We start from the raw sequence: 19,941 nt of genomic DNA, 5'->3' as shown, positions 1-19,941 counted from the left end.
TGCCAGTTGTATCTATCCATCGAGGAGACCATGAAAAATTCATTGTTTGCGCGCGCGTTCGCGCTGATCTGCGTACTGATTGCAGCCTGCTGGATCATCCCTTCATCGGCCGCGACGGTCATTGTCGGTGGCAAGAACTTCACCGAGCAGCAGTTGATGGCGGAGATGACCACGCAACTGCTGGAAGCCAAGGGCTTCACGGTGACCAAGAAGGACGGCATGGGCAGCGCGGTATTGCGGCAGGCTCAGGAAAACGGCCAGGTCGATATCTACTGGGAGTACACCGGCACGTCGCTGATCACCTACAACAAGATCAACGACCGTCTCAGCCCCGAAGACACCTATAAAAAGGTCAAGGAGCTGGATGCGGCGAAGGGTCTCGTGTGGCTGAACCCGTCGCGCGCCAACAATGTCTACGCGTTCGCGATGAACGAGGATGAAGCGAAGAAGCTCGGCATCGTGACGATCAGCGATCTCGCCAAAGCGCTCAAGGGTGGCAAGACGCTCACGTTCGCATGCAACTCGGAGTTCTATGCGCGCCCCGATGGCCTGCATCCGCTCGAGAAGATGTACGGCTTCGAGTTCAGCCAGGATGAGGTCAAGCGGATGGATTCGGGGCTGACCTATCAGGCGTTGAAAGACCGCCAGGTCGACCTCGCGCTGGTGTTCGCCACCGATGGCCGCGTGCCGGCCTTCCACTTCGTGCTGCTCAAGGACGACAAGGGCTACTTCCCGGCCTATGCGCTCACACCGGTTATCCGCAAGGCCACGCTCGATGCCAACCCGTCGCTCGGGCCCATCCTGAATTCGCTCTCGGCGAAGCTCGATGCGCCGACGATGGCCCGGCTGAATGCGAGCGTCGACGTGTCGAAGAAGTCCTTCACCGATGTCGCGCACGAATTCCTGAAACAGTCCGGGCTGATCTGATGCACGGTCAGGGCGCCCATTCACGCAACGCGAGAGAAGAGAGATGAATTCGATGGCCGGCAACGATCCGCGGCACAACCTGATCAAGGTGGCCGCCGCCCAGATCGACGGCGCCTACGGCGATGTCGGTGCAAACCTGGCGAAGCACCTTGGGCACATGGAGCAGGCGCGGGCGAACGGCGTACGGCTTCTCGTTTTCCCCGAGCTCTCGCTGTGCGGGCACAGCGCGGGCAAGGACGCCCTGAGGCTCGCGATGAGCCCCGATGATCCCGTGATCGCGACGCTTGCGCAGGCCAGCACCGATCTGCATACGGTGTTCGGGTTTATCGAGGAAGCACCTGGCGGGCAGTTCTACAACAGCCAGGCGAGCGTCTCGAATGGCGAGGTTGTCCATATTCACCGCAAGGCGCAACTGGCGACCTACGGCAAGCTGAGGGACGGACTTTACTACGCGGCCGGCACGACGCTCGGGAGTTTCCCGTTCAATGAGCGCTGGCGGATGGCGACGCCGATCTGCGCGGATCTGTGGAATCCGGCGCTCGTGCATGCGCTCGCCTGCGATGGCGTCACGTTGATCGCGGCGCCGATCAGCTCGGCCCGCGAGGCGGTGGGCGAAGGTTTCGACAATCCTGCCGGCTGGGACGTCAACCTGCGTTTCTACGCGATGACGTACGGCGTGGGCATCGTCATGGCAAACCGCGTCGGCACCGAAGGGATGATGACCTTCTGGGGCGGCTCGCGCATTCTCGATCCGTTCGGCAAGACTGTCGCGCTCGGCCCGGAGACTGAAGAAGGGCTCGTCATCGGCGAGCTCGACTATGAATCGGTTCGTCGGGCGCGGTTCCTGTTGCCGACCGTGCGGGACGCACGCGCGTTTGCATTGCGCCAGGACACGGCGAAGCGCGACTTTACCCTTAACCTGGATTGAGGCACGACGATGCGAGATTTTCTTCTTGATGACGCCGACCGCGCGTTCCGGAGCGAAGTCCGGGAATTCCTGCAGCGCGAACTCGCGCCACGGGCGGCCGATATCGAAGACCGGCAGGACTGGTCGGCCGTGAAGCATGTCGTCCGCGCGCTGGGGGAGGCCGGCTATCTCCGGCTGATGTTCCCCGATCTGTATCGGGGCACGCTGACGAGCCCGGGGCTCACCCACGCAACGATCCTTTCCGAGGAAGCGGCATACCTCAACTACGCGTTCGAAACCACCATCGGGACCGCGTTGAGCTGCGCCTATCCGCTGCATCGCCATGCCAGCGAGCGGTTGCGCGACGCCTATCTGGCGCCGATTCTCGACGGGACAGCGATCGGCGCGATCTGCGTGACCGAAGCCAACGTCGGCAGCGATTCCGCCGGCATGGAAACGCGGATCGATTTTGACGCAAGGACCAATGAGTGGGTCATCAACGGTTTCAAGCGATATATCTCGAACGCGTCGGTTGCCGACGTCTACATCGTCTATGGCATCGCGACCGGCACGGACCCGTCCCAGGCCGGCATGACGGCGGTCGCGGTGCCGGCTACCGCGGCCGGCATCCGCTTTCCGCGCAATTACACCTTCATGGGCCGGCGCGGCTGCATCGTGGGTGAAGTCGAATTTAGCGACTGCCGCGTGCCCGCGGACCATCTGCTCGGCGAGCAGGGCGGCGGCTTTCGCATCATGCGCGGCATGTTCAATTTCGAACGGGCCATCCTCGGCGGTTCGGGGCTCGGCGTCGCACGCAGCGCATTCGATATTGCGACCGCGCATGCGCAGCGGCGCCAGTCGTTCGGTCAGGCGCTTGGCTGCAAGCAGCTGATCTGGGAGAAGATCGCGCAAATGAGCTGGCGGATCGACGCAGCGGAACTGCTCACCTATCGGGCGACGAAGATGTACGACGCAGGGGCCGACGGCAAGGCGCTGATGAAAGAGGCCGCCATGGCAAAACTGGTCGCGACCGAAACCGCGAATTTCTGCGCGAACGAAACCGTACAGATTCTGGGCGGCGATGGCATCACCAAGGAGTTTGGCCGTGCCGAGCAACTCTATCGCGATGCCCGCGCGTTGACGATCGTCGGCGGTACGTCCGAGATCGCCAAATACCTGATCGCAGGGCGCGACCTTCCGGACATCCGGATCAATCTCTAGACAGCTTCGCCCCATCCCATGCTCACGATCACGTCTCTCTTCGAAAACACGGTCGAAAAATATCCCGACCGCCTTGCCCTCGTTTGCGGCGACACCCGGCTCACCTATGTGGCGTGGAACCGCCGTGTCAGATGCCTTGCGCAGGCGCTGTTCAATCTCGGGGTCCGGCAGATGGACCGGGTGGCGATCCTGCAGAAAACCTCCGACGCGACGCCGACGGCCTACATGGCGTGCCAGCTGCTTGGCGCGATCGCGGTGCCGATGAATTTCCGGCTCTCGGCCAACGAGGCGGCATTCATCCTGCGCGATGCCGGTGCGCGCGCCGTGATCTACGACGATTCGATGCTGCCCGTCATCGGCAAGATCGAGCAGGCGCTGCCCGATCTGCGCGTCTACATCCGTGTCGCGGGCAGCCCGCCCGATGCGTCCGCAGCGCCGGCACATCATCATTCGTTCGAGGCGCTGATCGAGGGTGTCGGGCAACTCGATGCGCCACTGCCGCGCCTGAAGCCTGACGATATCTCGGCACTCGTCTACACGTCGGGCACGACCGGCCGGCCCAAGGGAGCGATCCACACGCACGGCAATGACGTCGCGATCGCGACCAACTGCGTGATGGAATACAGCCTGACGAGCACCGACGCGGCGCTGCATATCGCGCCGCTTTACCACGTGGGCGGCATGCAGGCGTATTTCGTGCCCCACCTGATGGTGGGCGCCGCGAACGTGATCCTGCCGCGCTATGAGCCGCTGGCCACGCTCGAGGCAATCGCTGAGCATCGCATCACGACGCTGTTCGCGGTACCCACGCAGATCCAGGACATGTTGTTCCACCCTGATTTCGCGTCAATCGATGTCAGCAGTCTGCGCATGATCACGACAGGCGGCGCGGCCATCCCCGCCGCGACCATGCAGCGCGTGATCCAGGCGTTCTGCCCGAACATCTTCAACGGCTACGGGATGACCGAAGCGAGCCTGACGCTGCTGCTGCATCCGCGCGACGCACTGGCGTATCTCGGCTCCTGCGGCAAGCCGACGCTGATCAGCACGTGCCGTGTCGTCAGGAACGATCCCGGGCGAGCCGTGCCGCCAACCGAGAACGTGGCCGCCGGCGAAGTCGGCCAGCTGATCGTGAAAGGCCCGCAACTCGCTGCCAGCTACTGGAACAATCCCGTTGAAACGGAGAAGAAATTCAGGGGCGGCTGGCTCTATACGGGCGACCTCTTTAGCGTCGATGAAGCCGGATATTTTCACTTTCACGGCCGTGCCGACGACATGATCGTGTCGGGCGGCGAAAACATCTATCCGCGCGAAGTCGAGGAAGTGCTGTATCACTGCCCCGGCGTGCAGGAGGCCGCGGTCATCGGCATCGCCGACCCGAAGTGGGGGCAGGCGGTGACCGCGTTCGTGGTGCGCAGCGACGCCGCGCTCACTGAAGCGGACGTCGTCGCGTTCTGCAAGGCGAGCGACGATCTCGCGCCCTACAAGCGCCCGAAAAAAGTGTTCTTCGTTGACCAGCTACCGCTCAATCCGAGCGGCAAGGTGTTGCGGCACGAGCTGGCCGGAGCGGTCTATCAGAAACTGGTGGCAGGAGCCTGACGATGAGCGACGCAGTACTGTATGAGCAGGACGATTCGGTCGTCACGCTGACCCTCAACCGGCCGGCCACGCGCAATGCGCTGACCGAACTGGAGGTCGTCGACGCACTGGTGGCCGCCCTCGAACGTGCGCAGGCCGATAGCGGCGTCCGCGCGATCGTGCTGACCGGCGCCGGTCCGGCGTTCTCGTCGGGCGGCAACATCAAGCACATGCGTGACGACGTCGGCACGTTCGCGGGCAGCTCCGCACACATTCGCGAGAACTATCGCAGCGGCATCCAGCGCATTCCGAAAGCGTTTCATGAGCTGGATGTGCCGTGCATCGCTGCGGTGAACGGCCCGGCGCATGGCGCCGGCTGCGACCTGACCTTGATGTGCGATATCCGTATTGCCGCCGCCAGTGCGGTGTTCGCGGAAAGCTTCGCCAAGGTTGGCATCATTCCCGGCGACGGCGGCGCCTGGCTGCTACCCCGTGTGATCGGACTCTCGCGAGCCAGTGAAATGATCTTCACGGGCACGCCGATCGATGCGCAGCGTGCCCACGAATGGGGACTGGTGTCCCGGGTCGTGCCGGATGAAGAATTGATGGATGCCGCGCTTTCGCTCGCGCGGGCGATCGCCAGCAATCCGCCTGGCGTGTTGCGGATGTCCAAGCGGCTCATCCGGGAAGGACAGCGGATGGACCTGCCGAGCCTGCTCGAACTGTCGGCCGCGTTTCAGGGCATTGCGCACCGGACGGCGGACCATCGCGAGGCGCTCGCCGCGACCTTTCAGAAACGCCCGCCGATTTTTACTGGAGACTGATTGATGGGTGTCCCCACCATTGCGTTCATTCATCAACTGAGGTTCGATGATTTGCCCGAGGATGTCGCCGGGCAGGGCAGACTGTGCCTGCTCGATCTGCTGGGCGTTGCGCTGGCCGGCAGACAGACCGCGTTATCGCGTATCGCAGGCGACCACGCGGTCGAGTTCTTCGCGGCCGGCAGGCTGCGCTCGCGCATTCTCTTCGACGGGCGGATCGCGAGCCCGATCGGCGCCGGCCTCGCGGGCGCGATGACCATCGATAGCTGCGACGGCCACGATGGCCATGCGCAAACGAAAGGGCATGTCGGCGTGACCGTGCTGCCGGCATTGCTTGCGCTGGCCGAACAGCGGCCCGACATGAGCGGCCGGGAATTCCTCACCTCGCTCGTGCTGGGTTACGAAATCGGGACGCGCGCCGGCATGGCGCTGCATGCCAGTGCCTGCGACTATCACACGTCGGGCGCATGGAATGCGCTGGCTGCGGCCGCGCTCGTCGCACGCCTCTTGCCGCTCGATGCGCGGCAGACCCGCGAGGCGCTCGGCATTGCCGAATACCACGGGCCCCGGAGCCAGATGATGCGCTGCATCGACCATCCGACGATGGTGAAGGATGGCTCGGGATGGGGGTGCATGGCAGGTTTGAGCGCGGGGTTTCTGGCGCAGCAGGGATTCACCGGCGCACCCGCGATTACCGTCGAGCAGCCCGAAGTGCAGGCATACTGGGGCGATCTTGGCGAGCGCTGGCGCATCATGGAACAGTATTTCAAGCCGCAGCCCGTCTGTCGCTGGGCGCATCCGGCGATCGATGCGGCGCAGGCACTCAGGCAGCAGCACGGTTTCTCGAGCGAGCAGATCCGCGCGGTCAGGGTGCGGACCTTCCATCACGCAACCCGGCTCGCCCACGCGCATCCGGCCACGACCGAGGAAGCGCAATACAGTCTGCTCTTTCCGGTAGCGGTTGCGCTCAGGTATGGCGTCGTCGATTTCGATGCGATTCACGGCGACGCACTCAAGGATGCCGAAGTGCTGCGCCTGAGCCATCTGATACGTACCGAAGAGCAGGCGGCATTCACCGCGCGTTTTCCAGGCGAACGCCTGGCGCAGGTAAGCGTGGAGCTGGTCGATGGCCGCTGCCTTGACTCCGGGACGACCCAGGCGCTCGGCGATCCGGATCTGCCGCTTGGCGCCGCCGCGATCCGGCAGAAATTCCGGCGCTTTGCTGAAGGCGCCTGCAGCACCCGGCTGGCGACGGAACTGGAGAACCGCGTCGACGAACTGGGTTCGAATGACGCGCCGATCGCGGCGTTGCTCGATCTGGTGCTTGGCGAAATCAGGGTCTAACCTGTGAGGTCGATCGACACGCGGCTCATCGATACCCTGGCGAAGATGGATCACGTTCGACCCGCCCGGGATGCCACGGGCTCTCCTGCACTCAATGCACACGCGCTCATGGACCCATCAGAAACCGACAATGTCGACCCGGTAACCCAGCGAATGGGCTTCTTTCTGGTTCCGCATTTTTCGATGATGGCGCTCAGTTCGGTGACGGAGCCACTGCGCGCGGCCAACCGGGTCAGTGGCAAGCCGCTCTACAGCTGGCATCTGATCAGTGTCGACGGCGAGCCGGTGTCATCGAGTTCTGGCTTCGCACTTCTGCCGGAATTCGCGATTACGTCATCACCGGAATTCAGCCATCTTTTTGTCGTTGCCAGTATCGGTGTGTCGGACTACCGGAACGCACAGGTATTCGATTTTTTGCGGCGTTATGCGGCGACAGGTCTGACGCTCGGCGGGATCAGCCTCGGCACCATGATCCTCGCGCGCGCCGGGCTGCTCGACAGGCGCCGCTGCACGATCCACTGGGAGGCGCTCAGGGAACTCGCCGAGGAGTTTCCGTCGCTCGACGTGAGCCGCGATATCTACTGCATCGACGGCGACCGGATGACCTGCAGCGGCGGCACGGCAGCCATCGACATGATGCTCGAACTGATCGCACGCCAGCACGGCCACCAGATGGCAGGGGAGGTGGCCGACCAGTTCATCCATACGCGCATGCGCACCGCGCAGGAAAGTCAGAAGATGGCGATCCAGTGGCGATACGGTGTCGAAGACCGTCGCATCGTCAACGCCATCACGCTGATGGAACAAAACATCGAACGCCCGATTCCGATGAAAACCATCGCTTCGCTGGCCGGGATTTCGCCGCGAACCTTCGAAAGGATGTGGCTTAAGCATTTCAGCGTCCGGCCCTCGCAGTTCTATCTGGAACTGCGCCTGAAAGCCGCGCAGAAGCTGATCCGGGAATCGACCTGGTCCCTGTTCGATATTGCGATGCATTGTGGTTTCGCGAGCCCGTCCCACCTCGGGCGCTGCTACAAGCAGTGCTTCGGGAAGACGCCAGGTCAGGAGCGCGCGGCCAGCGACGCACGATAGCAGATCGCTCCCAACGCCCGTCGATTCATCGGTCCCCGATGTCTATCTTCGGCTTGACGTCAGCCCGACGGGTCAGCATGATGTATGTGGTCACGCACATACACATGGGCAGGCTGTGAAACCATCATCGCTACCAACGGCGGGCAGGGCACGACAACGGGATCGTCAGGCCACGGAGGAAGAACTCATCGCGGCGGCGGCGGTTGCCTTCGCGGAACGAGGCTTCGAAAAGGCCACGACACGTGGCATCGCCGAGGCAGCCGGATGCTCCGAAGGCCTCATCCAGCGCTATTTCAACGGCAAGGAAGGGCTTCTGCTGGCCGTGTTGAAGCGCCAGGGCGCATCGAGACGCGACCCGTTCTTCGAGCGGCCGCTCTGTACTTCGCTCGCACGGGAAGCGCGCGAGATGATCGATCACGGCATGGCCGTTTTCGCGGAGCGCGCTGAAACGATCCGCATCGTCTTCTCGCGTGTCCTGCTGGACCGTGCGTTCCAGGCCGATTTCCAGCGCATCTCGACGCGCCAGGAAGTCCGGCGCAGTCTCAAGGAGCGCCTTGCGCGCTACATCGATGCGGGCATGATCGACCCGGCACTCGATCTCGACATGGCGACCGAACTGCTGCTGGGTTTCGTCTTTCAGCTGGCGTTCATGCACCGCGAACTGCATCAGACTCAACCTGCCGATATCGAGCGGATGGCGGATGGCTTTGCGGCGCTCTTTGCCCGCGGCGTTGCATCCGTGCCTTCAGCCAGAAAGGGTGAAAAAAAACATGAATGAACCCACGCACGGCGAACACGAAGCCGAACCTTCGCGCAACGGCCCCGGCCCTGGAGGCGAGCCAGGTGCTCCGGGCGAACCGCCGTCCCGTCGCAAACGCCACTGGGTGCTGATCGGCGCGGCCATCGCGTTCGCTGTGATCCTGGTGCTGATCGTGGTGCGCAAGCCGAAAAGCGGCAACGGGGAAGCGCAGGCGCCTCAAGCCGTCACGATCCGCACGGCATCCGCGCATGCCGGCGATATGGGCGTATACGTCGAGGCGCTCGGCACGGTGACGCCCGTCGCGACTGTCAACGTCTACAGTCAGGTGAACGGCACGGTCGAAGCCGTTCACTACACGGAAGGCCAGATGGTCCAGCGCGGCGACCCGCTCATCGACATCGACCCGCGTGGCTACGCGGCGCAGCTGCAGCAGGCCGAAGGCACGTTGCAGCACGACCGCGCCGTGCTCGCCCAGGCGGAGATGGATCTCGCGCGCTATCAGGAAGCGTCCAGCCAGCAGGCGATCGCGCGTCAGCAGTACGAGGATCAGCGGCTTATCGTCGAGCAGGATCGCGGAACCGTGAAGAACGACGAAGGACAGGTTCAGTACGCGAAGGTCCAGCTGGGTTATTGCCACATCACGTCGCCGATTTCCGGGCGTATCGGGCTGCGTCTGGTCGATCCCGGCAACGTGGTGTTCTCGGGCAGCTCGACTTCGATTGCCGTCATCACGCAGTTGCAACCCATCACGGTTGTGTTCAACGTCGCGGAGGACAACCTCGCGCAGGTCCACGACGAAATCACCCGGCGCGCGTCGCTGCCCGTCGATATTTTCGACCGGTCGCAGCAGACAAAAATCACGACCGGCAAACTGCTGACGCTCGACAACCAGGTCGATACGTCGACCGGGACAGTGCGTTTTCGCGGGCAGTTCGACAACGCGCAGCTCACGCTCTATCCGAACCAGTTCGTCAACGCGCGGTTGCTGGTGAAGACATTGAAGAACGTCGTGCTCGTCCCGACGGCGGCGCTCCAGCATAACGGCACGCAGGCGTTCGTCTACGTGGTCGCGGGTAATACCGTGAAGATGCACACCCTCACCGAGCTGGCGACGGAGAACGACGCGGCGGCCGTGAGCGGAATCGATGCGGGCACGGTTGTGGCGATTTCCAGTTTCGACAAGCTTCAGGACGGGGCGCAGATCACGGTCCAGAACGCAACCGCGCCGGGGTCGAAAACGTCAGCGGGGAACGGGCCCGATACGGGCGCCGCAAGTGGCGCGAGCGGGACAGCCGCGGCGGAAGGCGGCAGTGGCGCCAGCGGCACGAAAGACGCGGACATGAAGGCCGGCCAGACGTCATGAACCCGTCGCGACTCTTCATCGTCCGGCCGGTGGCGACTGCGCTGCTGATGATCGCCATTCTGGTCATCGGCCTCGCCGCGCTGCCGGGGCTGCCGGTTTCCGCGCTGCCGGAAGCCGACTATCCGACGATCCAGGTCAAGACGTTCTATCCAGGCGCGAGTCCGGACGTGATGTCGTCGGCGGTGACGGCGCCGCTCGAGCGCCAGTTCGGCCAGGTCGCGGGCCTCACGCAGATGACGTCGACCAGTTCGGACGGCAGTTCGGTCATCGTGCTGCAGTTCGCGCTTGCGCTGAACATCGATGTCGCCGAGCAGGAAGTGCAGGCCGCGATCAACGCCGCCACCAGCTACCTGCCGACCGATCTGCCCGCGCCACCGGTCTACAGCAAATCGAATCCGGCCGACGCGCCGGTCATCACGCTCGCGCTGACGTCCCGCGCGTTGCCGCTCTCGGCGATCGAGGACCTGGTCGATACGCGGCTCGCACCGAAGATTTCACAACTGAGCGGTGTCGGTCTCGTGACGATCAGCGGCGGCCACAAACCGGCTGTGCGAATCCAGGCGAACCCGGTTGCGCTCGCGTCATACGGCCTGAACCTGGAAGACCTGAGATCGGCGCTTACAAGCACCTCCGTCAACATGGCGAAGGGCACGTTCGACGGCCCCGCGCAGGCGTTCCAGATCAACGCGAACGACCAGCTGCTGTCGGCGAAAGGCTTTCGCGACGTCATCGTCGCGTATAAAAACGGCGCGCCGGTGATGCTCACCGATGTCGCGAAGATCACGGACGGCATCGAGAACACGAAACTCGCGGCCTGGAAAAACGAAACGCCGGCGATACTCGTCAATATCCAGCGGCAGCCTGGCGCGAACACGATCGCCGTCGTCAATGAAATCCAGCAGTTGCTGCCGAAGCTGAAAGCCACACTGCCTGCCGCGGTGGAAGTGACCGTGCTGACCGACCGCACGACGACGATCCGCGCATCGGTGAAGAACGTGCAGTTCGAACTGATGCTCACGATCGCGCTCGTCGTGATGGTGATGTTCCTGTTCCTGCGCAGCTTCGCCGCCACGATCATTCCGACGGTTGCCGTGCCGCTCTCGCTGATCGGCACACTCGCCGTCATGCACGCGCTCGGCTACAGCATCAACAATCTCACGATGATGGCGTTCACGATCGCGACGGGTTTCGTCGTCGACGACGCGATCGTGATGATCGAGAACATCTCGCGCTTTCTCGAGGAGGGCATGAAGCCGATGGAGGCCGCGCTGGAAGGTGCGCGTCAGATCGGCTTCACGATCGTCTCGCTGACCATTTCGCTGATCGCCGTATTGATTCCGTTGCTGTTCATGGGCGATGTCGTCGGACGGCTGTTCCGCGAATTCGCGGTCACGCTGAGCGTCACGGTGCTTATTTCAGGCATCGTTTCGCTGACGCTGACGCCGATGATGAGTTCGCGTCTTTTGCGTCACACGCCGGACGCCGAACAGAACCGCTTTTACCGCTGGACGCAGGCACGTTTCGACCGCGTTATCGCCGCGTACGGACGCAGCTTGCGCTGGGTGCTCGATCATTCGACCGCCACGCTGTTCGTGGTGCTCGCGACGCTGGTGCTCACCGTTTTCCAGTACATCGAGATTCCCAAGGGATTTTTCCCGCCACAGGATACCGGCATCATCCAGGCGATTTCGCAGGCGCCCGAGTCGATCTCGTTCGCCGCGATGTCGCGAAAGCAGCAGCAGCTGGCGAGCGAAATCCTCAAGGATCCGGCGGTGGCGAGCCTGTCTTCGTTCATCGGACAGGACGGTATCAACACGACGCTCAATAGCGGCAGAATCCAGATCAACCTGAAGCCGGTCGCCGAACGGGGCCTGACGGCAAGCGAAGTGATCGACCGTCTGCGCGACCGGCTGCGCGATGTGCCCGGCGTGCAGCTTTATCTTCAGCCGGTGCAGGACCTGACCGTGGACGACCGCGTGAGCCGCACGCAGTATCAGTACACGCTCGAAGACCCGGACATGCAGGAACTCAACCAGTGGACCGGCCGGCTCGTCGCGAAACTGCGGACACTGCCCGAACTGGTCGACGTGACGACCGACCAGCAGAACAATGGCATCAGCACCGATCTGACCATCGACCGGCCCACGGCCTCGCGTCTGAACATCACGCCGGACCAGATCGACTCCACGCTGTACGACGCGTTCGGCCAACGCCAGGTGAGCACGCTCTATACGCAGTCGAACCAGTATCACGTGATCCTCGAAGCACTGCCGGAGTTCCAGCGTAATCCTGCGCAACTCAATCGCATCTACATTCAGGGCAGCACGAATTCCGCCGCCACGTCTGCGGCGCAGAGCACGTCGGGCCGCACGTCGCTGAGTTCGAGCGGGACGGTGTCGAGTCTCGTTGCGTCTTCGAACCAGAGCCTCGCCGCGACAACGCCGACCACCGTGCTTGCGTCGCGCGCATCGGGTGGATCGGGTTCGGGTTCATCATCGTCCTCGTCCGGGGCGAATGCGGGTTCGAACAGTACGGGTAACGCTGGCGGATCGGGCGGCGCGGGAACAGGCAGCACTTCAGGTAACTCGACGTCGCAATCGACACCAGTGCCGCTTAGCGCCGTCAGCCGGTTCACGACACGCTCCGCGCCTTTGACGATCACGCATCAGGGGCAGTTTCCGGTTGTCACGATCTCGTTCAACGTGGCGCCGGGCGCGTCGCTCGGGCAGGCTGTCGCGGCGATCCAGCGCGCCCAGGGCGACCTGAAGATGCCCGCCAGCGTGCAGCCGGATTTTCAGGGCACGGCAGCAGCGTATGAAGATATCGGCTCGAACGAAGCGTTGCTGATTCTCGCCGCGCTGGTCGCCGTCTATATCGTGCTGGGCATCCTGTACGAGAGTTTTATTCACCCGGTCACGATTCTTTCGACGTTGCCTTCCGCGGGCGTGGGCGCGTTGCTGGCGCTGCGGCTCTTCCACGAGGACCTTGGCATCATCGCGGTGATCGGCATCATCCTGCTGATCGGTATCGTGAAGAAGAACGGCATCATGCTCGTCGATTTCGCGCTCGAGGCGGAGCGCACGCGCGGCCTGAGCCCTGTCGAAGCCGTGTTCGAAGCGGCGCAACTGCGCCTGCGGCCGATCCTGATGACGACGCTCTGCGCGCTCTTCGCCGGCCTGCCGCTCGCGTTCGGCTCGGGCATCGGCGCGGAACTGCGCCGGCCGCTCGGTATTTCGATGGTGGGCGGCCTGCTGCTGAGCCAGGTGCTGACGCTGTACACGACGCCCGTCGTCTACGTTTTCTTCGACGGACTCGCGAAGCGTTTCCGGCCGCGTGGCGCGCGGCCTCGCGGTCCATGGACGGCTGGCGAAACGTGATCAACATCTCGTCACCGTTCATCAAGCGGCCCGTCGCGACGACGCTGATGGCGATGGCGATCGTCATCGCCGGCGCGATTGCGTTCAGGCAACTGCCGGTGGCGTCGCTGCCGCAGGTGGACTTCGCGACGATCACCGTCGCCGCCACGTTGCCGGGCGCGAGCCCGGAAGTGATGGCGTCTTCCATCGCGACGCCGCTCGAACGCCAGTTCGGCCGCATCGCCGGCGTGACGCAGATGACATCGTCCAGCACGCTGGGCGTGACCTCCGTGACGCTGCAGTTCGACCTCAGCCGCGATGTCGACGGCGCCGCACGGGACGTCGAAGCTGCCATCAATGCCGCGCGCGCCGACCTGCCGGCCAACCTGCCTTCCAATCCGACCTACCGGAAGATCAATTCCGCGATCGCGCCGATAACGGTGCTAAGCCTGACCTCGGATTCCGCCGACCGGGGCCAGCTGTACGACCTCGCGTCCTCGGTCATTTCGCAGAAAATCGCGCAGCTGCAGGGCGTCGGGCAGGTTCAGGTGGTGGGCAGCTCGTTGCCCGCTGTGCGCGTCGATCTGAACCCGGCCCAGCTCAACAGCTATGGCATCGGCGTGCAGAACGTCGCGAAGGCCCTGTCGGTCCAGAACTCGAACCGGCCGAAAGGCGGCTTCAGCGACGATCTGACCACTTCGGTCATTACCGCAAACGACCAGATCTCCCGCGCGCAGGATTACGCGCCGCTGGTGGTCAGTACGAGCAACGGCAAGGTCGTGCGCCTGCGCGACGTCGCGCACGTCTACGATTCCGTGCAGACGCTGCGTTCGGCGGGCTACGTCAACGGCAAGCCGTCGGTCATCCTGCTTGTTTTCAGGCTGCCGAACGCGAACGTGATCGATACGGTGGATCGTATCAAGCAGGCGTTGCCGTCGATCCGCGCGTCGATGCCCGCAAGCGATCACCTGCAGCTCATGCTCGATACGACCACCACGATCCGGTCGTCCGTGAACGACGTCGAACGCACGCTCATGCTGTCGATCGTGCTCGTGATCGGTGTGGTGTTCGTGTTTCTGCGCAGCCCGGGTGCGACGTTGATTCCAGGTGTCGCCGTGGCGATTTCGCTGATCGGCACGTTCGCCGTGATGTATCTGCTGGGTTTCACGCTCGATAACCTGTCGCTGATGGCGCTGACCGTCTCGACCGGCTTTGTGGTCGACGACGCGATCGTGGTGATGGAGAACATCACGCGGTTGATCGAGCGCGGCGTGCCGACCATGCGTGCCGCGTTCCAGGGCACGCAGGAAGTCGCGTTCACGGTGATCGCGATGAGTCTTTCGCTGCTTGCGGTTTTCGTTCCCATTTTGTTCATGGGGGGCGTGCCAGGGCGACTCTTTCACGAATTCGCGTTCACGCTCGCGACCTCCGTTGCGATATCGATGGTGATCTCGCTGACCGTGACGCCCGCGATGTGCGCGTACCTGCTCAAGCCCGCGAGCGACACGCAGCATGGCAGGCTGTACCGGTGGAGCGAGCGTGGCTTCAACCATATTCTGGCGGCGTACCGGACCACGCTCGGCTGGGCGATCCAGCATCCACGCACGGTGATATTCAGCCTCGTGCTGACGCTTGCACTTAACGTCGTGCTGGCGGGCATCGCGCAGAAAGGGCTGTTCCCGCAGCAGGATACGGGCACGATATTCGGTGGCTTTCAGGGCGCGCAGGACGCTTCGTTCCAGTCGATGAACCGCTCGCTGATGAGCATTCAAAGCGTGATCCGCCAGGATCCCGCCGTCGAGAACGCGGCCGGATTCGCCGGCGGGCAGGGCGGCCCGGGCGGCGGCGCGAGCAACGTGGGGTTTGTGTTCATCACGCTCAAGCCGCGCAACGAACGGGACGTGACCGCGACGGAAGTCGTCGACCGCCTGCGTCCAGAACTCAACGCGATCGCGGGGGCGTCGACGTTCCTGCAGGCGGCGCAGGATATCGGCGTGGGCGGGCGGCAGAGCAATGCGCAGTACCAGTACCAGCTATCCGCCGATACCGTCGATGCGTTGAGTCAATGGGCGCCCGTGCTGTATCACGCGATGCAGAAAATGCCGCAGATCAGGGATGTCACAACCGACCAGCAGAACAACGGCCTGCAGGCCCTGTTCGATTACGACCGCATGACGGCCGCCCGGTTCGGCATCACGCCAAAGCTGATCGACAACGCGCTTTACTACGAATTCGGCGAGTCGCAGGTTTCGACCATCTACACGTCGCTCAACCAGTATTACGTCGTGATGCAGGCGAATCCCGCGCTCCTGCAATCGCCATCGACATTGCAATCGACATATGTTCATGCATCGGGGAAGGGCGCGGTGCCGCTCGGGGCGTTCTCGACCACGCGGGTGTCGACTTCGCCGCTCTCGGTCAACCATTCCTCGTTCTTTCCTTCGGTCACCATCGCGTTCAATCTCGCGCCGAACGTATCGCTCGGACAGGCCACCGCGCTCATCACGCAGATGCAGCAACGCCTCGGCACGCCCGCGAATATCACCGCCCAGTTCGCGGGCACCGCGCAGGCGTTCCAGAGTTCGCTTGCCAGCGAGCCGTTCCTGATTCTCGGTGCGCTGCTGGCGATCTATATCGTGCTCGGCATGCTTTATGAAAGCCTGATTCATCCGGTTACGATTCTCACCACGCTGCCGTCCGCGAGCGTGGGCGCGATGATTGCGCTCATCCTCTTTCATAGCGAGCTGGACGTGATCTCGCTGATCGGCATTTTCCTGCTGATCGGGATCGTCAAGAAGAACGCGATTCTGATGATCGATTTCGCGTTGCAGGCCGAACGTATCGAAGGCAAAAGCACCGAAGACGCGATCTTCGAAGCCTGCATGCTGCGTTTCAGGCCTATCCTGATGACGACGGTTGCCGCGGCGCTGGGCGCGCTGCCGCTTGCGATCGGTCACGGCACGGGCTCGGAGTTGAGACGGCCGCTGGGCATTGCGATTGTCGGCGGATTGATCTTCAGCCAGATGCTCACGCTTTATACGACGCCTGTGATCTACCTGTATTTCGACCGCATGCGTCAGCGCTTCAACCGACGCCGCCAAGACCGCGCGGGTCGCAATTCGCCCGCGCAAACCTGATCTGATCTGCCGGAAAAGCCATGCAGAAGTTCGCCCGATTCATCGCTCCTTCACTGCGCATCCTCGCGTGCGCGGTTCTGTTTACCGCGTTAGCCATGGAAGCGGGGTGTACGGTCGGACCGGACTATGTCCGTCCTTCGGTTGCGACGCCCGCGTCGTTCAAGGAAGCAGGGCCGGCCGTCTCGCCCGATGGCACGACGTGGACACCGGCCAGTCCGCAGGACGCGGCGCAGCGCGGCGCGTGGTGGACAATCTATCAGGAGCCGGAACTGGACGCGCTGGAAGAGCGCCTGAACCACTCGAACCAGAATATCGCGCAGGCGTACCAGAATTTCATGGCGGCCCGCGCGCAGGTGAATCAGGCGCGCGCCAGCTACGCGCCGACGGCCACGCTTCAGCCGGCCTACACGCGCTCCGGATCTTCGTTTTCCGCGCCCGGGATACCCAGCAACGGCATGCGATTCACGAGCAACGATTTCAACTTTCCGCTGGCGATATCGTGGGAACCGGACCTGTGGGGACGCATCGGCAACACCGTGCGGGAATACGCGAACGCAGCGCAGGTGAGCGCCGCCGATCTGGCCAACAAGCGGCTTAGCGAACAGGCCAGCCTCGCTCAATACTATTTTGAACTGCGCGGGCAGGACGAACTCATCGCGCTGAACGAACAGACGATCGAGGCTTATCGCAAGAGTCTTGCCTTGACCGAAGTGCTGGGACGCACGGGCATCGATAGCGCGCAGTCGGTGGCTCAGGCGCAACTGAATCTGAAGACAGCGGAGGCGTCGGCGACGAATCTGCGACTCGCGCGCGCGCAGTATGAGCATGCGATTGCGTTGCTGACTGGCGAACCGGCTTCGACGTTCTCGTTGCCTTCCAGGCCGCTCACGACAGTTGCGCCGGCGATTCCCGCCGGAATTCCATCGACGCTGCTTCAGCGCAGGCCCGACATCGCGGCGGCGGAGCGCTCGATGTCGCAGGCGAACGCGTTGATCGGCGTCGAGACGGCGGCGTTTTATCCGACGGTGAGCATTTCGCTGTCGGGCGGCTTCGAAAGCTCGTTGCTGCAGAACTGGTTCACGTGGCCGGCCCGGTTTTTCTCGCTGGGACCGTCGGTTTCCCAGACGCTCTTTGACGGCGGTTTGCGCACGGCGACGGTCGCGCAATACAAGGCGCAGTACGAGGGCACGGTGGCGGCGTATCGTCAGACCGTGCTGACGGCTTTCCAGCAGACGGAGGATTACCTCGCCGCGCAGCGCATTCTGGCCACGCAGCTGGAACAGCAGAAGGCGGTGGTGGCCGCTGCGCAGCGTTACTACGATCTTTCGACGGCGCGGTATCGCACGGGTGTGGATACGTACCTGAATGTGTTCGTCGCGCAGACGGCGTTGCTCTCCGATCAGCAGACGATGATCACGCTGCGCGTGCAGCAGATGACAAGCAGCGTGCAGTTGATCGAGGCGCTGGGCGGCGGATGGGACGTGTCGCAGCTTCCGGCGGAGAAGGATGTGACTTCGGTGGAGGGGATGTAGGGGAGTCGGTCTGGTAACACACTGAGCGCGTAGCCACGCCATACGCGTCATCCAGCACATCCATTTTTGACAGTTTCAACGCGATCTTCATGATAGCGTTCAAGGCCACAAGGACGCTTTCGTCGAGATGTAACCATCCGGGACCGGCGTACCGGGCGGCACAGCCCACATAGAGGTTTTATCGACACAACTGAGGAAACGATGAAGAAACTGTTCTCCCTCGCCGTGTCGGTTCTCCTGCTCGTTAGCGGGCTGCTTTGCCAGCATGCAGCGCTTGCAGACAGCGCCACGCCGGAATCGACGACTCGCGCGTTTTACGCGTGGTACATCAAGCTGCAATCCGACGACAGCTATCCGTTACTGAATAACGGCATTTACACCTACGTGTCGAAGGCGACAGTCGACGCGCTACGGAGCGCCTGGCGCCACGACCGGTTGCCAGGCGACAGCGACTACTTCACGAAGGTGCAGGACTGCGACGAGCAGGACGGGTCCGCCCACATCGCAACGCATCGGGCGGTCGTGCGCCGCGACGTCGCGGTTGTGTGCGTTACCTTCGGTTCAAAAGACAAAACCAGCGTGCTGGTGTCTCTGCGCAAACAGGGCGGAACGTGGCGGATCATCAAGGTGGACGACACACCCGAAGCGGCTGGTCAGGATGCGGATTCACCCGGCCATCTCCCCGTCCGCGACAGCGTTTCGCCAGAGGTTGATCGCTGACAGACTGAGCGCGCTCAGAAACGCAGCCCGACGCCGGCTTCGATCACATCGGTATCGCGATCGTAGCGCGTGACGACGCGATTCCATGTCACTCGCGTCAACCAGCGCTGGCCGAACCGGTAACTCGCCGACACCGAGATGAGCCCGGAAATGCGCCCGTCGCCCGTCTGGTTTTGCGGAGAATCCTCGTTTTGTGTGATTGCGAAGTATGGGCCGACACCGGCCGACAATGTCAGGCGGTCGTCGAAGAAAGCACGCGTGCCCCAGATCTGAACCGCGGCGCCATCCCGACGCGGCTGTGAACGGTTGCCTTCATGAATATACGAAGCGGTCACATCGACGTACCGCCACACGCCCCGTCTGTATTCGAGGCCTCCCGCGAGAGCCGTTTGCGAACTGGTGCTGTTCAGGATCGTCTCGCCGAACAACACGGTGAGTTCGTTGTTCGTGACGTTCGATGTGCGCGGAGTGGGCCGCTGTCGCGGGCCGGGTTCGTCGTTCCCATCCAGTTCGTAACCCACGCCGAAGAGCAGCGCTGTCGTGTCGCGGCCGCCAAACACCTGGGCGTGGTTGAGCTGCATCTGGGCAATCCAGCGGCTATCGAAATACCAGGCAGCACGGGCGCTCCATAATGCACCCCAGCCGTGCGTGTTCGAATAGCCCGCACCGGCCTCTGCTGCAGTCGTGTCAAAGTAGTGGTAGGGCCCAACGCCGGCCGACAGCTCGAGGCGGTCGTTCCACAGGGGCAGTCGACCCCAGACCTGCACGGATGGGCCATCGCGATGATGATTGGGGATGTGGCCTTCGTTCAGCCAGGAGAAACTCCATGCCGCGTAGCGTCCGAGACCCTCTCGATAACTGCCTTCCCATGAATAGGAGTTCGCGCTGTCGCTGACAAGAGGCCCGGCGAGGAAGGAGAATTCCTGTGCACTCGCGGGCGTCGAAAAAATGAGGCAGCCACTGAGCAGAAACGGGACCGGCAGGGAGGCGCATTTCGAAAGAGTCTTGTGCACGCGTGATATCGGATATTCAGGTTGGTGGCTTCCGCGATTCGTCGCGTACGACGCTCAAGGATAATGAAGGCCAGTTCGAGCATCGACGGCGGTTGTCAACGTACTTGTCGCGTCACTTCACGCGAACTGCTTTAGTTCTGCCGGTTGCATGCGCTCCGGATTGAGCCAGA

Annotated in this window: 14 protein-coding genes; 13 read left to right on the top strand and 1 reads right to left on the bottom strand. The window is 63.0% G+C overall.

The window, feature by feature from the left end:
- Positions 1-30: 30 nt before the first annotated feature.
- The 13 genes from LPA34_RS24090 (at position 31) to LPA34_RS24030 (ending at position 18,758) form a co-directional block, all read left to right on the top strand.
- Complete coding sequence (locus LPA34_RS24090) at positions 31-927, top strand: glycine betaine ABC transporter substrate-binding protein (RefSeq protein ID WP_228983111.1); 897 nt, start codon at positions 31-33, stop codon at positions 925-927.
- Positions 928-970: 43 nt separating this feature from the next.
- Entirely contained in the window at positions 971-1,855 is an 885-nt protein-coding gene (locus LPA34_RS24085; RefSeq protein ID WP_228983106.1) for a nitrilase-related carbon-nitrogen hydrolase, read from the top strand.
- A 9-nt stretch (positions 1,856-1,864) separates the two neighbouring features.
- Entirely contained in the window at positions 1,865-3,055 is a 1,191-nt protein-coding gene (locus LPA34_RS24080; protein ID WP_228983103.1) for an acyl-CoA dehydrogenase family protein, read from the top strand.
- 18 nt (positions 3,056-3,073) lie between these two features.
- Positions 3,074-4,654, top strand: a complete 1,581-nt coding sequence (locus LPA34_RS24075; RefSeq protein ID WP_228983101.1) for a class I adenylate-forming enzyme family protein — start codon at positions 3,074-3,076, stop codon at positions 4,652-4,654.
- Between the two features lie 2 nt (positions 4,655-4,656).
- Positions 4,657-5,457, top strand: a complete 801-nt coding sequence (locus tag LPA34_RS24070; protein WP_228983099.1) for a crotonase/enoyl-CoA hydratase family protein — start codon at positions 4,657-4,659, stop codon at positions 5,455-5,457.
- Positions 5,458-5,460: 3 nt separating this feature from the next.
- Positions 5,461-6,798: an MmgE/PrpD family protein gene (locus LPA34_RS24065; protein ID WP_228983097.1), complete on the top strand. Its 1,338-nt coding sequence runs from the start codon at positions 5,461-5,463 to the stop codon at positions 6,796-6,798.
- A 108-nt stretch (positions 6,799-6,906) separates the two neighbouring features.
- Positions 6,907-7,890, top strand: a complete 984-nt coding sequence (locus tag LPA34_RS24060; RefSeq protein WP_228983096.1) for a GlxA family transcriptional regulator — start codon at positions 6,907-6,909, stop codon at positions 7,888-7,890.
- A 115-nt stretch (positions 7,891-8,005) separates the two neighbouring features.
- A complete protein-coding gene (locus LPA34_RS24055) occupies positions 8,006-8,668 on the top strand; it encodes a TetR/AcrR family transcriptional regulator (protein WP_228983094.1) in 663 nt (220 codons plus the stop codon).
- Entirely contained in the window at positions 8,661-10,013 is a 1,353-nt protein-coding gene (locus LPA34_RS24050) for an efflux RND transporter periplasmic adaptor subunit (RefSeq protein WP_228983084.1), read from the top strand. The genes LPA34_RS24055 and LPA34_RS24050 overlap by 8 nt, the downstream gene beginning before the upstream one ends.
- The gene (locus LPA34_RS24045; protein WP_228983082.1) at positions 10,010-13,390 is read left to right on the top strand and encodes an efflux RND transporter permease subunit; all 3,381 of its coding nucleotides are present in this window, start codon (positions 10,010-10,012) and stop codon (positions 13,388-13,390) included. Before LPA34_RS24050 ends, LPA34_RS24045 begins: the two co-directional genes overlap by 4 nt.
- Positions 13,390-16,506 carry an efflux RND transporter permease subunit gene (locus LPA34_RS24040; RefSeq protein ID WP_228983188.1) on the top strand — a complete coding sequence of 1,039 codons (3,117 nt, stop codon included), beginning with the start codon at positions 13,390-13,392 and terminating at the stop codon, positions 16,504-16,506. The genes LPA34_RS24045 and LPA34_RS24040 overlap by 1 nt, the downstream gene beginning before the upstream one ends.
- A gap of 20 nt (positions 16,507-16,526) precedes the next feature.
- Entirely contained in the window at positions 16,527-18,038 is a 1,512-nt protein-coding gene (locus tag LPA34_RS24035; protein WP_228983080.1) for an efflux transporter outer membrane subunit, read from the top strand.
- A gap of 201 nt (positions 18,039-18,239) precedes the next feature.
- Complete coding sequence (locus tag LPA34_RS24030; protein WP_228983078.1) at positions 18,240-18,758, top strand: DUF3828 domain-containing protein; 519 nt, start codon at positions 18,240-18,242, stop codon at positions 18,756-18,758.
- A 14-nt stretch (positions 18,759-18,772) separates the two neighbouring features.
- Here LPA34_RS24030 and LPA34_RS24025 read toward each other — a convergent pair whose 3' ends face one another.
- Positions 18,773-19,771, bottom strand: coding sequence for a hypothetical protein (locus LPA34_RS24025; protein WP_411179032.1), 999 nt, complete (start codon positions 19,769-19,771; stop codon positions 18,773-18,775).
- Positions 19,772-19,941 lie beyond the last annotated feature (170 nt).

It is taken from the genome of Paraburkholderia gardini (genome assembly GCF_907164575.1).
In the GTDB taxonomy this organism is placed as follows: domain Bacteria; phylum Pseudomonadota; class Gammaproteobacteria; order Burkholderiales; family Burkholderiaceae; genus Paraburkholderia; species Paraburkholderia gardini.
The sequence above is the reverse complement of the archived record's forward strand: the minus strand, read 5'-3'. Positions and strand labels throughout refer to the sequence as shown.